Origin of the sequence: Eubacterium uniforme, assembly GCF_900167115.1 — a bacterium.
Classification (GTDB): domain Bacteria; phylum Bacillota; class Clostridia; order Lachnospirales; family Lachnospiraceae; genus Eubacterium_S; species Eubacterium_S uniforme.
In genome coordinates this window covers 12,480-26,535 of the sequence record NZ_FUXZ01000008.1, presented here as the reverse complement: position 1 = coordinate 26,535, position 14,056 = coordinate 12,480, and the positions used below count along the sequence as shown (strand labels likewise).

The 14,056-nt window shown below is 33.9% G+C and carries 6 protein-coding genes; 5 read left to right on the top strand and 1 reads right to left on the bottom strand.

Features of this window, described 5'->3' with window-relative positions:
• Nucleotides 1-32 precede the first annotated feature (32 nt).
• The 3 genes from B5D16_RS06845 to B5D16_RS06835 all read left to right on the top strand — a co-directional run bounded on the left by B5D16_RS06845 (nt 33) and on the right by B5D16_RS06835 (nt 8,096).
• Nucleotides 33-3,869, top strand: coding sequence for a leucine-rich repeat protein (locus tag B5D16_RS06845; RefSeq protein ID WP_078766254.1), 3,837 nt, complete (start codon nt 33-35; stop codon nt 3,867-3,869).
• A 401-nt stretch (nt 3,870-4,270) separates the two neighbouring features.
• Entirely contained in the window at nt 4,271-6,055 is a 1,785-nt protein-coding gene (locus tag B5D16_RS06840) for a leucine-rich repeat protein (RefSeq protein WP_078766253.1), read from the top strand.
• Between the two features lie 151 nt (nt 6,056-6,206).
• Nucleotides 6,207-8,096, top strand: a complete 1,890-nt coding sequence (locus B5D16_RS06835) for a leucine-rich repeat protein (RefSeq protein WP_078766252.1) — start codon at nt 6,207-6,209, stop codon at nt 8,094-8,096.
• A 282-nt stretch (nt 8,097-8,378) separates the two neighbouring features.
• Here B5D16_RS06835 and B5D16_RS06830 read toward each other — a convergent pair whose 3' ends face one another.
• Nucleotides 8,379-10,814 (bottom strand): glycoside hydrolase family 94 protein, encoded by a 2,436-nt coding sequence (locus B5D16_RS06830; protein WP_078766251.1) that lies wholly within the window; start codon nt 10,812-10,814, stop codon nt 8,379-8,381.
• Between the two features lie 572 nt (nt 10,815-11,386).
• Here B5D16_RS06830 and B5D16_RS06825 point away from each other — a divergent pair.
• Together B5D16_RS06825 and B5D16_RS06820 are read left to right on the top strand one after the other, a co-directional pair.
• On the top strand, nt 11,387-12,409 hold the full coding sequence (locus B5D16_RS06825; RefSeq protein ID WP_078766250.1) for a LacI family DNA-binding transcriptional regulator: 1,023 nt from the start codon (nt 11,387-11,389) through the stop codon (nt 12,407-12,409).
• A gap of 157 nt (nt 12,410-12,566) precedes the next feature.
• Nucleotides 12,567-13,997, top strand: a complete 1,431-nt coding sequence (locus B5D16_RS06820) for an ABC transporter substrate-binding protein (protein WP_078766249.1) — start codon at nt 12,567-12,569, stop codon at nt 13,995-13,997.
• Nucleotides 13,998-14,056 lie beyond the last annotated feature (59 nt).

Sequence of the window (14,056 nt, the reverse complement as noted above, 5' to 3'; positions counted from 1 at the left end):
AAAAAAAAGAAATATACTAGGAGGGTATAATAATGAATAAGAAACTAAGAGGTGGTTCGTTCATTGCAGCGGGCTTAGTTACTTGTGCGGCTTTTGGATTTGCTGCGTTTAATCCATCAGTTGTAAGAGATGGCAAGAAAAGCTTTGATTCGAACAATGGAAAGGGAAGTATTGCAGCAAATGCTTCGGTTAACGTGTTAGCTAATGAAAGCGATATTGATTCTATGTTCACATATGCTGCTAACGGCAACTCTTTAAATTTAAAAGGTAATTCAGTTGTTATTAAGAAAACAACAACAGAAGGTAGCGATTGTGCAAACGTTTTCCTTGATGCAAATCATGATGGTGTTGCTGATAATAACAGACCATTTATGTTTAAAGGAACAGATGGTGAAATGACTGCTGATTTGCCAGTTACTACTGATATTACTGGATGGGGGAATTCAAGTAATACTGATGTACCTGATGGTGATGTTACTATTTACATGGAAGGCGGCCAGATTAGAGATTTATATGGTGTAAATGCTTATGGTAAGACGTTAAATGGTAAAGTTGGTGTTTATATCAGTGGTGGTAAAATTACGGAAGATGTTACTGCAGCTTATGGAATTACAGCCCCTGTAGTTGAGTGTAAGGTTACAGGTGGTGAGATTGGATATAATTTTAATGGTGTTGTTGGTGCTAATAGTTGTACTAATGTAGGAGAAGTTAATTTTGAAATTACAGGTAATAAGTGTATTACAGGTAATTCTGGTATATCCTATGATAGTACACGTGCTAAAGCAACATATTATGGTAGCGTAAAAGGTGATGTAAATATTAAAATTGGTGCCAAAGAAGGAGAGAATGTATTTGGTACATATGGTGGATTTTGTGGTGTTAACCATACAAATGTTGAAGGAGACGTAAATTGCGAATACGTAGGTGATGCTATTTCAGACAATTTCGTAAATATGATTTCTAATAAATCTGTTGTTTCTGGTGATTTAAAAGTCAACTGGAAGAAAGGTAATGTATCTTCTACAAATAGAAGTTATCCACAACATTGGGGCCTTGTATCAGATGGTTCAAAAGTAAGAAATGTAATAGTTCGTGCAGCTGATAATGCAAATCTTAAGACTGAGAGTTATATTACATTGTATAAATCAACAGCTGATAATATCGATATAGACTTATCTAACGCAACTACTTATTATGGAAACACATATGATTATTACATGCTTTCTAATTATAATTGTACTATTAATAAGAGTGGTATTATTAGATTTAATGATCCATATGGAAGAAAAACTTGTTACTTGTTCGGTGATTATGAGATTAAGAAAGACATGGATATAACCAATATGCATGTTTATGGAGCAAATGCTAACATCACCGTAGATAAAGATGTTACAGTTAAGATTACAAAGAATGATATTGATACTGGATCAATTGGTACTGAAGGAAATTTTGTAAATAATGGTCGTATAGATTTAGAGGGATCATTTGCTGGTGTTGAGTATGCTGGTTTAACAAATAACGGCATAGTTAATGTTGATGAAAATATGCAGTTTAGATTAAAAGGTACACTTGTAAATAATAATAAAATTAGTATAGGTAACGACTTTAATGCATCAGGTTCTAAGATAATTAATAATGGTGATTTGATTATTAATGGAAGAACTTCATTATCTTATAATAAGGGCGCTGAAACTGACATAATTGAAAATAATAAGTATGCTTATTTAGGTTTTGGTGGAAGAAGTTCTATGAATGGACTTTCACTTGTTAATAAAGGTGAAATCAACCTAGGAATGGAATCAAGTGATAAGTATGGCCTTGAGGTTACTTATTGGAATGGTGGAGAAAAGCTAGGAAAGATTATTAATTATGGTGAAATTTATGGAACATCTGGCATTTCTTTAGGAGGCACATCTATATTTGATAACTACGGAGAATTTGATTTATTAAATTCAAATGGTAATAATAATGGATTATCAATTATGAGTGAAGGTTATCTTATTAATAGAGAGGGCGCTACTTTTAAATTTAAATCAAATATTTATAATTTAGGTGCTATATATAATTATGGTAATTGTGAACAGAAGGGTGAAGGAGAGCAAGTAGGAACAATTTATTGTGCTAAGAAAGTAAACTTTGAATTATCAGATCAAAAACTTCTTACAAGCACAAGAAATCACATCTTCTTCCCGGTAACACTTACATATCCAGGAATGGTTGCAGAAGCAACAATGGATGCTGAAGGAAAAGGCATTGAAGGTGATAAAAACATATATGCTGAATATGGTAAGGACATTAATGTAGAAGTTACTAAAATGGCTGAAGGATATACATTTGCTGATGTTGAATCAGTAGCATTTGTTGGTAGTGAGGATACATTTGCTGCAACAGGAGATAACAGTTTTAAGGCTACAATGCCAGCAAATAAATCAGAAATTGCAATAAATGTTAAGCCTGCTGAAGGTAAGCAGATTACTCTTGATACTACAGAAATTAACGTTGCTCCATTAACAGTTGGTGTTAATGCAGGAACAGTTTATGATTTGACTCAGATTAAAATTAATGATGACGGTCAGACTGGAACAGTTAAGTATGCACAAAGTAATTCAAATCCACTTCCAGAAGGATTAAAAATTGTTGACGGTAAGATTGTAGGTACACCTGAAAAAGCTTATTTAGATGGTTTTGATGCAAAGGTTGTAATTACAGGTAAGAACTTAACAAGAGCCAGTGTTACTGTTAAATTTGAAAAGATTAATAAGGGTACTCCAAAGTTCGTTACACCTAAGCCTTTCGGATACGAAGGAGATACATTAGGTAAGGTTAAAATTAACCAGTTGAATTTAGGTTCATATAGTTGGAAAGAAGATTTAGATGCAGTTTTAGATAGTGCATACAATGAAGAAACTGGTTATACACTTTACTTCTATCCAAACGATGCTGATAATTACGATTGGTCACTTATTGAAGCTGGCGAATGGGATGCAGATAATGCTAGACTTGAAATCAATGTAAAGATTGATATTAGAAAGAAAGGCACACCAGAGAAAACTCCGGTTGTAGCTCCATTAGTATATGAATTCTCAGCAAATGCTAACGCTACAATAGCTGATGTTGAACTTCCAAAGATTGATGAAGGTGTGTTCGCATTTGTTGATAGTGCTGATACAAAGCTTGAAACAGGAACATATGAAGTGATCTTTACACCTAACGATGTAGAGACAATCGAATGGCTCCTTTCTACTGAAGCATTAGAACATGATGCTAAGATTAATGAAGACGGTTCAATTAGTTATAAAGCAACTGTAACTGTTGCAAAGGAAGAAGCTAAGGACGTTAAAGAAGAACAGAAGACAGACGATAAGAAAAACGAAGCTACTAAACCTGCTAAGAAGGACGAAGCTAAGAGCGAAGTTGCTTATGGTCCAGCAGTTGGTACAAAGCTTACACTTAAGAATTACATTTATAAGGTAACAAAGGTTGGCACTAAGGACGGTAAGGTTATTGGTGAAGTAAGCGTAGTTGGCTACAAGAAAAAGACTGTTAAAAAAGTTAATGTTGCAGCAGTTGTTAAGATTGATGGCGTAACATATAACGTTACATCAATTGGTAATAAGGCATTTAAGAACAAGAAAGTTACAAAGGTAACTATTGGTAAGAATGTAAAGACAATTGGAGCAAATGCATTTGTTGGTAATAAGAAACTTAAGAAAGTTGTTATTAAGTCAAATGTAATTAGTAAGATTGGTAAGAAGGCATTCTTTAGAAAAGGTGGAAAGAAACTTGTTATTAAGGTTCCAAAGAAACTTAAGAAGAAGTATAAGAAACTTTTAAAGAAAGCTAAAACTAATAAATACGTAGTAAAATAAAGGATTTACAAGGGAAACTCGTGATAAGAGTTTCCCTTATTTTAACTATATTGGCAAAAATGGTTAACGATAGTTAAAATTTTGCTTGACTTTGTATAATTGATTTAATATAATGGAAATCGAGTGAGAAAAAGAGTAAAGTACATACAGATTAATTTAGGAAAACTGTATGTGTTTTGCTTTTTTTATTTGTACGGAATAAAGGGAAGATAAATAATTAAATATATATAAGGATAATACAGGGAACTAGGGACTTGCGCGGGAAAGGGTTCTTAGTTTTTTGCTTTTATAAATGTGTGAATTTATAATTGAGGGATTATAACTTTCAGTTTAAAACAGAGAGAATTGGGAAAGCTCTCCTGTTAGTCAGGGGTAAGAAATTATATTGGAGGAAACAAAAAATGAGAAATGTATGGAAGAAAGTATGCGCGTGTATACTTTGTGCAACTATGGTGGTAGGCGTTAAGGTACCATCAACAAGTAAGCAGGATATGATTAATGTTACTGCTGAAGATGATCATGATGGTGAGTTTACTTATCAGAAAAAAACGTATCAATATAAAAATATTGATTCGTCAAAAATTTCAATTGTTAGAATTAAGGAGCAAGGTGGAGAAGTTACAGTTCCATCAACTGTAACTATTGGAGGAAAGAAAAAAACAGTAACAAGGATTGATGGCCCATTTGCTGATTATCAGACATATACTGCTATTTCGTTACCTAGTACAGTAACCGAGGTTTCATATAGTGCATTTGCTTTTTGCGTTATTAACAAATTAAAACTTTCTGATAACTTGGAAAAAATTGGAGAGTGGGTTTTTTGGGGAGCAGATATAAAGCAGATAAGTTGTGCTTCTAAAAAGCTTAAAGAAGTAGGCGGATATATTTTCTGTGATGCAAAAAGTCCTGATATCGCAGTGTTAGGAGATTGGCTTGTTAGATATAATGTTCCAAGCGATGTAAAAACTATTGATTTGACATCAAGTAAGTTATCGGGAGTAACAAAGGCAGTTAATTACGTTTTTAATTTTGATGAACATGTTACTGATTTAAAAATCGGAAATAATAATGCTTTACTTAAGACAAATTATTATTGGAATGGTTGTCAGCACAATATTAAAAATGTTTATTTGAATGGAAAACTTGTAAAATGTACAGGCGCAAATGAAACAGTTCCTAAGATTATAAAGGATAACTATGATTTCTTTGATTGGGGATATTTTAATGCTGAATATACAAAGCAGAAAGCAAAATATGTATTAGAAAGCTTAGGACTTACATATTATGGTCCGAATTATAAGTATCTTGGTAGTTTGTCTCCAAAGGTAGAATATAATGTTTGTAAGAAAGTGCATGATTATATTGTAAAAAATTATACATATGATACTTCAGCAAATGGTTCATTTGGTAAAGTGTTTAATTGTCATACAGTTACAAAATGTGCTTTTGATGCTATGATGTATGCATATTTAGTAGAGTGCGCAGGTGTTGATGCGGAAACTGTTGACTCACAGGAATTAATTCCTATTAGTGCGAAAGAAAAGGAAGAGTTATTAAAAAAAGATCCAAGTAAAGTTACCCCAGATGGAAAATATAAGTATGGAAAATGGGGAAATCATAGATGGAATGTTGTTAAAATCGGTGGTAAGTTATACTACATAGATACAACGAATGATAGGACAAATCATATGTATTGCTTGTTCTTATTCTCTAATGACACAACTGATTATGGTACAGATATGTGGGGAGGCGGACATATAGATGAATTTCCTATATATTCAAATTATTCAAATGATAAGTGGAATAAATTAACTATTACATTCCAAAATCGTAGTAACGCACTTAAGAAACCAAATTGTAGTAAGATTCATGGAGATATAAATAAAGATTATTATTGTAGAGGCGGAGATGATGAAATGCTTGGTGCATTCCTTTGCGTGGGAAGCACAATAAGAAATAAGTGCTTACAATCAAAAGATGGATATGTTTCTTTAACAGATAGTGAATTTAAGACAATTAATTCATCTACAAGTGGTAATAAGACAATAACATTAGCTAAGAAAGAAAATGGCAAGATTAAATTATTATTTGATCCATCAGCATGTGATGTGAATTTTGATGGCGCAGTTGATATTTGTGACTTGGTTTGTATTGCTCAGAGATTGGGAGATCCATTAAAAAAATAATATATAGGACAATTGAGGGCTAGATAGATATAACTTAAGTTTATGTTTATCTAGTTCTCTATTATTAAAACATGAAATATTTAGAGGGGAAGAAATATTGTTTTGTTTTTATTATAAGGGTTTTGTAGATTAAGATATTGGAGGATGAAAAATGAAAAAGAAAATGAAGAAGGTATGTGCAGGCATACTGTGTGCTGCGTTAGCACTAACAGTAATGGTACCAACAACAAAAGTTGATGATATTGTTAGTGTAGTGGCAGAAGAGGACCACGATGGAGAGTTTACATATAATGGAAGAAGATACCAGTATAAGAATAAGGGAAACTCAGAAATAGGTTTAGTTCGTGTGTTGGATCAGTGCGGGGAATTAGGTATTCCATCAAGCGTAAACATTAATGGTAGTGTTTATAAAGTTACGACTTTGGAAGATTATTTTGGATACGGCCAGAAATTTTCAAAGGTTTATGTACCAAATTCAGTAACGACAATAGGGGGATTAGTATTTGGACTAGCAGAAATGGATGTTTTACAAATTTCAAACAATTTAGAGAAATTGGAAGGTTATTTTTGTTATGAAGCAAAAGTTAATTCTGTAAGTTGTAATTCAAAGAAAATAACTAGTATTGGATCTTGTTGTTTTTATTCTGATAATTGTCCAGAAATAATCGTTTTTGGAGAATGGCTTGTTAAGGCGGGAGTAAAAAAGGGAAGTGATACATTATATTTAACTAAAGCAAAGTTGGCGAATGTTAAAAAGGTTTGTGGATCTGCAATAATATTTGATGAAAATGTAACAGATTTAATGCTTTCAAGCAATATACAGAACTATAATATTATATTACAGCAGAGTTCTTTTTGGAATTACTGTAATCGGTATATAGAAAATGTATATATAGATGGTAGAAAAGTAAAATGTAAATCGGCTGATGATACTTGTCCAGATATTATAAAGGATAATTATGCAATATTTGAAGGTACTCCATTTGGTATAAATTATTCATACAAAAAAGCGGAATATTTATTAAATGATTTAGGAATTAAGTATTACGGTAAAAACAGTGAAAAGGTAAAGGGAAGCTTAGAAGCTTCAGAAGAATATGATATAGCATTAAAACTACATGATTATATTGTAAATAATTATGTATATGATAAAAGTGTGAACACTTCTTTTGATTCGGTGTTTAATTGTCATACAATTACAAAATGTCAATTTGATGCAGAGATGTATGCTTTTTTGTTAGAATGTGCAGGTGTTGAAGCAGAGGTTGTTGCTTCGCAAGAGGTAGAAGAAATAAGTAGTAGTGAAAAAGAAAAGTTAGTGAAAGAAAATCCGGGGAAGTCATACCCTAAAGGAAATTATAAGTATGGATATGACGGGAATCATGCATGGGATGCAGTAAAAATTGGTGGAAAATGGTATTACATAGATACTACAACTGACCGAGCAAATAATTTTTATGCATTCTTCTTGTTCTCTAATGAGTCCATTGAAAAAGGAAATCTTTTCTTTAGTCTTGTAATAATAGAAGATGAAGATGGAAATACAAAAGCATATAATAATAGAAATCATATATTCCCACATTTTGAAAGTTATGAACTATATGGTTACGAAGATTGGGTTAATGAATGGAGAATGGCTTCACATCCATTCCAAAATGAAAAAACTATGTTACAAGTACCAGAATGTAAAGAGGTAAATGGTGATATTAACATGGATTATTATTGTTATGATAAATATGATAATGATGATGAAGTGAACAAGTATAAAGCATTTATTTTACAGGATGATTATTTAAAAGAAAGAATAATGAATTCAACGGATGGTTATATATCGGCTAGTAAAAAAGAAGCAGATGCTCTTAATGGAGTTGGTGGCGGAAAACCAAAATATAAATTAGTAGAATATGATGAAACAGCTAATAGAGCCAAATTATTAATTGATTCTAAAGGACTTGATATAAACTTTGATGGAAGAATAAGTACTGTAGATTTAGTTGCATTAATGCAGAGATCAAATGGAACACCAATCATAGAAAAATAGCTTATAGGGAAGGTTTTATATATAAATAACAAAAAACACCAGTGACGTACATTGCTGTACGCACCGGTGTTTTTTAAAATATTTATAAAACAAAAAAAGAAAAAAGAAAAAAAGAAAAAACTTAGTTAGCGCACCGCGGGGGTGACGCTCTGGCGTCACGCACCCTGGTGCAGAAGTCTATGAGAAAAAACTTTTATCCAAAAGTAATAATCTCAAGTAATATATCCTAATGATATATTATATAGGATTTACAAGAAATTGCAATCATTATTTTAAGAAAATTTATCCCATTACAATTTTAACAGATGCTTCAGTTTGTGATGCATCATAAGGGATTATGTTACCAGAAACAAGGTTTCCGTTTACATACATTTCCTTAACACCCTTTTCAACATTGTCAGGGTTTACAACTTCTATATTATATGTAGTATTTCTGTATTTTCTTGTAAGTGTGAAATCACCAAATCCCTTAGGTACACAAGGATTAACCTGAAGACCTTTATGAGTTGGGTAAACACCTAAGATATGCTGTGAAACATTAACGAATGTCCAAGCAGCAGTACCTGTAAGCCAGCTATTCTTAGCTTCACCATGTCTTGGTGCATCAGCACCTGCAACCATCTGTGAGTAAACATATGGCTCAGTTCTGTGGATTTCACTGATTTCTTCAACATATGCAGGACATGTCTTTCTATAGATTTCGAAAGCTCTATCACCACGACCGATAACTGTTTCAGCGATTGAAACCCAAGGGTTGTTGTGGCAGAAGATACCTGCATTTTCTTTATATCCTGGTGGGTAAGAACTTACTTCACCAAGTTCTACATGATACTTTGTATAAGCAGGCTGTAAAATCATTACACCGTACTTAGTATCGAGTTTTTCTTTAACTGAATCTAAAGCCTGTTTAGCCTGACCACCTTCAACACCGATACCAGCAAGAACACAGAATCCCTGTGGCTCAATGTAGATCTGACCTTCTTCACATTCCTTAGAACCAACTTTATTACTATTAGCATCATAAGCACGAACGAACCATTCGCCGTCCCAACCTGCATCGAGAACGATATCAACCATTTCGTCAGCAAGCTTTCTTGCTCTGGAAGCTTCATCATTATTTACAACTAATTCGTTGAGATCTGCATACTCTCTACCGTATTTAACATACATACCAGCGATGAATACAGATTCAGCAACTGGACCTTCACTAGGACCAAATGTCTGGAATGATTCACCTGGATGCTCTGAGAAGCAGTTAAGGTTAAGACAATCGTTCCAGTCAGCTCTTCCGATAAGTGGAAGATTATGAGGACCACGAGCATTTGTTATGAAATCGAAAGATCTCTTTAAATGTTCAAGAAGTGGTCTTGCGAGTGATTCATCATTATTAAATGGAACCATCTCATCTAAAATAGAAACATCACCAGTTTCGCGGATGTAAGCAGATGTACATGCTACTAACCAAAGTGGATCGTCGTTGAAACCAGAACCGATATCAGCATTACCCTTCTTTGTAAGTGGCTGATACTGATGATATGCACTACCATCAGGGAACTGAGTAGCAGCGATATCAAGGATTCTCTCTCTAGCACGTTCAGGAATTAAATGAACGAAACCTAAAAGATCCTGACAAGAATCTCTGAATCCCATACCACGTCCGATACCTGATTCATAATATGAAGCAGAACGTGACATATTAAATGTAATCATACACTGATACTGGTTCCAAATGTTAACCATACGGTCAAGCTTTTCATCGCTACTCTTAACCTGGTAAGCTTTGAAAAGATTTGTCCAGTAATCTTTAAGTTCAGCAAATGCCTTATCAACAGCTGCTTCATCTTTATACTTATTAATAAGAGCAAGAGCAGGTTCCTTGTTAATAACATTAGGAGCTTCCCACTTCTTATCTCTATCAACTTCAGCGTAACCTAAAATAAATACGAAAGTCTTTGATTCACCAGCTTTAAGTGAAACATTAATCTGATGACTTCCGATTGGGCTCCAACCACTTGTAATAGAGTTAGTAGCTTTTCCTTCTTCAACTACAACAGGATCATCAAATCCTCTGTATGCACCAAGGAATGCATCTCTATTTGTATCAAAGCCATCAACTTCAGTATTAACAGAGAAGTAAGCGTAATGATTACGACGTTCTCTGTATTCTGTCTTATGATAAATAGTAGAACCGACAACTTCAACTTCACCAGTAGATAAGTTTCTCTGGAAGTTTCTTGAATCATCATCAGCGTTGAATAAACACCATTCAACGAATGAGAAAAGTTTAACTTCTTTATCAGCACTACCTGTATTAGTTAAAGTAACTTTTGTAAGTTCGCATGTGTCGTTAAGTGGAACAAATGCGAGTGTAGTTGCTTTAATGTCTCCCTTATTAGAAGTAATAGTTGTATAACCCATACCGTGACGACATTCATAATTGTCGAGCTCAGTTTTAACAGGCTGCCAACCAGGATTCCAAACTGTATCTCCATCTTTTATATAGAAATACTTTCCGCCGTTATCAGTAGGAACATTATTATAACGATATCTTGTTAATCTAAGAAGTTTTGCATCCTTATAAAATGTATAACCACCACATGTATTAGAATATAATGTAAAGAAATCATTACATCCAAGATAATTGATCCATGGAAGTGGAGTTTTTGGTGTTGTAATTACATATTCACGATTATTATCATCGAAAAATCCGAATTTCATATGTAACATACTCCTTTCTTAAATTTATTCAAAACATTTATTTATGTATTCATAGTATCTTTATTATTGTGTATTCATAGATTGCAATTTGAAATCTGAGTTTATCTACTATTATAATGTAACAAATTATCGAAATAATTGTTAATAATATGGTAGATAAATGGAAACTTAATATTAGTGTACTATATTTAACGTTTACGAAAACGTTTTAAGTTAACGAAACTTAACGTTAATGTTTCGCAAAAACGCAATATATTACGATGCGTTTTTGAACAAATACTATATATATTGTACAAAATGCCTTCTCGCGAAAGCTTTTTACTAAATCGTTTAAGTCAATATAGGATTAGTATATAAAATAATCTGGATAAAATCAAGTATTAATCTTGCAAATTTTAGACAAATTAATTATAATAATTTTAGTTATTTTGCGGTATTTAATAAATTCGTGAAAAAAATAAAAAAAAAGACTTGCACTTTTGTGCAATATGTTTTATATTAGGTTTATGAAAACGATTAAGTGATTTTACGCAAGACAAACACACCGAAATGGAAGATTTGGAGAAGGCAATATGGGAACATTAAAAGAGATTGCTGCCAAGTGCAAGGTGAGTACGGCAACGGTTAGTAAAGCGCTAAATGATCATAAAGACATAAGCGATGAAACAAAAGAACTTGTTCGTAAGGTCGCTAAAGAAATGAACTATTTTCCTAATGCTAACGCAAGGGCACTTAAGACACGGCGAACCTATAATATAGGAGTTCTTTTTGAAGATGAAGCGAAGAACGGACTTACGCATGATTATTTTGCCAGCGTACTCGACAGCTTTAAGAGAACAGTTGAGAAAAAGGGTTATGACATTACATTTGTTAACACTAATATAGAAGGACGAAACGGTCTATCATTAGTAGAACATTGTAGATACAGAGGATTTGACGGAGTCATGATTGCTTGTATGGATTTTGAAGACAGACAAATCCAGGAACTTATCGCAAGCAAGATTCCAGTCGTAATAATCGACTATATTGCAATGGGAAGAATATCAGTTGTTTCTGATAATATTTCAGGTATAAGAGATTTACTTACATATGTATATAATATGGGGCATAGAAAAGTAGCATATGTACATGGGGATGATTCGTCGGTATCAAGAGACCGTATCTACTCATTTAAGAAAACGGCTCAGAGACTTGGTCTCAAGATACCAAACAAGTATTACATAGAAGCACCATACAGAATTATGACAGCTTCTCAGAATGCTACAGCAGCTCTTTTGGATTTACCTGATCCACCAACTTGTATTTTTTATCCAGATGATTATGCAGCATTTGGTGGTATCAATGAAATCAATGAAAGAGGTTTAAGTATACCGGATGACATATCAATAGCTGGTTATGATGGTATAAGAATAGGAAGACATATCAAACCGGAACTTACAACATTACGTCAGGACACTGAATCAATCGGCGAGAAGGCAGGAGAGAAACTTATTTCTCTTATTGAAGATCCGAAAGGAACTAAGATTGAAGAAGTTGTAGTTAAAGGCGAAGTGTTTGAAGGGAACACGGTAAAGGATATACGTAAAAACAAATAAGAATATTATATTACGGGGGCGTGATAATACTGAATGCTAATTAACGATATTATTTACGTAGGTAATAATAATATAAAAAACAAATTAAAAATTACCGCATGAAGGGCGGAAAAATTTATGCCATTGAAATGGCAAACTATTTTTGGAGGTAGATAGCATGAGAAAGAAATTTTTAAGCGTTGTTCTTGTTTCAACAATGGCTGCATCTTTATTAGCAGGATGTGGTGGCAAAGATGACGAGACAAAGAAGGCTAACAACGACACAACAAAGAAGACAGAAGAGACAGGAACAAAGGGTGGAGAAGACACAACAGCTGCACCAGCAGGTGATGCTAAGATTGAAGCTCCATCAACAGATGGTTGGGATGATAGCAAGAAGATTTATGCTTATTCTTGGGATGATGACTTCTCAAAGAAATTAGGCGTTGTTCTTGATAAGTTCCCAGAGTACAAAGATTATGTAGAGTTCGTTACTCTCGGTGTTTCAGGTACAGGTGATGAATATAAGCAGGGTATCAAGGATGCTTTAGAAGGTGATAAGTATCCAACATTTATCCCAGCTGATAACGATGTTGCTAAGTACTTCTCAGAAGACGACAGTATTACAATGGATCTTGCTGAATTAGGTTTCACAGAAGATATGCTTGCTAACAGCTATGATTTCGCTAAGCAGTATGGTAAATTCGGTGACAAGCTTAAATGTTTGACATGGCAGGGTTGTCCAGGTTCTGTATTCTACAGAAGAGACATCGCTAAAGAGGTTCTTGGTTCAGATGATCCTGAAAAAGTTCAGGAAGCTATGGCTGACTGGGATAAGTTCTTTGAAACAGCTGATAAGCTTAAAGCAGCTGGATACAAGATTACATCTGGTCCAGATGATGTTAAATATGCAATCTGGGATTCACAGACACAGCCTTGGGTTAAGGTTAATGATGATGGAACAGAAAACTTACAGTTAGACGATGCTGTTAAAGATTACTTCGAAACAGGTAAGAAACTCTATGATGGTGGATATACAAACAACACAAGCCTTTGGTCACAGGATGGCGCTTGGGCTGCAGGTCAGAAGAGTGATAGTAAAGTATTCTGCTACTTCTGCTGTCCATGGATGGTAGGCGTTATGCAGGGTAACGGCGCAACAGACGGAGATTGGGGCGCAATCACAGGACCTACATCATATCACTGGGGCGGTACATACGTATCAGTTGGTAAAGACACAAACAACAAAGAACTCGCTGCATTCTTACTTTATGAGTTAACATGTGATCCAGATATCGCTGTTGAAATCACAAATAAGACAGGTGACTTCTGTAACAATAAAGCTGCTAATGAAAGATTAACAACTGGTGGAGAACTTGCTGCTGATAACGCTGCTATGAAGTTCTTAGGTGGACAGAACCCAATCGAAGCTTGGGCTAAGGCTGCTGAAGGTATCTCACAGGCTAATGTTACATACGCTGATGCTTCAATCAAAGCATTTATCGATGACGCTGCTAAGAGTTACAACGCTGGTGAACTTAAATCAGTTGACGAAGCTGTTGAGTTCGTAGAGAAGAAGTGTGATTCAGATCTTCACATTAGCAAATAATTATTTGATAATTATTTAAATTAAATAAATTATTATGGTCGCGCACCAGAAATTCTGGT

Coding starts and splice junctions, on each gene's coding strand:
- B5D16_RS06845 (WP_078766254.1), top strand. CDS start 33: ATGAATAAGAAACTAAGAGGTGGTTCGTTCATTGCAGCGGGCTTAGTT.
- B5D16_RS06840 (WP_078766253.1), top strand. CDS start 4,271: ATGAGAAATGTATGGAAGAAAGTATGCGCGTGTATACTTTGTGCAACT.
- B5D16_RS06835 (WP_078766252.1), top strand. CDS start 6,207: ATGAAAAAGAAAATGAAGAAGGTATGTGCAGGCATACTGTGTGCTGCG.
- B5D16_RS06830 (WP_078766251.1), bottom strand. CDS start 10,814: ATGAAATTCGGATTTTTCGATGATAATAATCGTGAATATGTAATTACA.
- B5D16_RS06825 (WP_078766250.1), top strand. CDS start 11,387: ATGGGAACATTAAAAGAGATTGCTGCCAAGTGCAAGGTGAGTACGGCA.
- B5D16_RS06820 (WP_078766249.1), top strand. CDS start 12,567: ATGAGAAAGAAATTTTTAAGCGTTGTTCTTGTTTCAACAATGGCTGCA.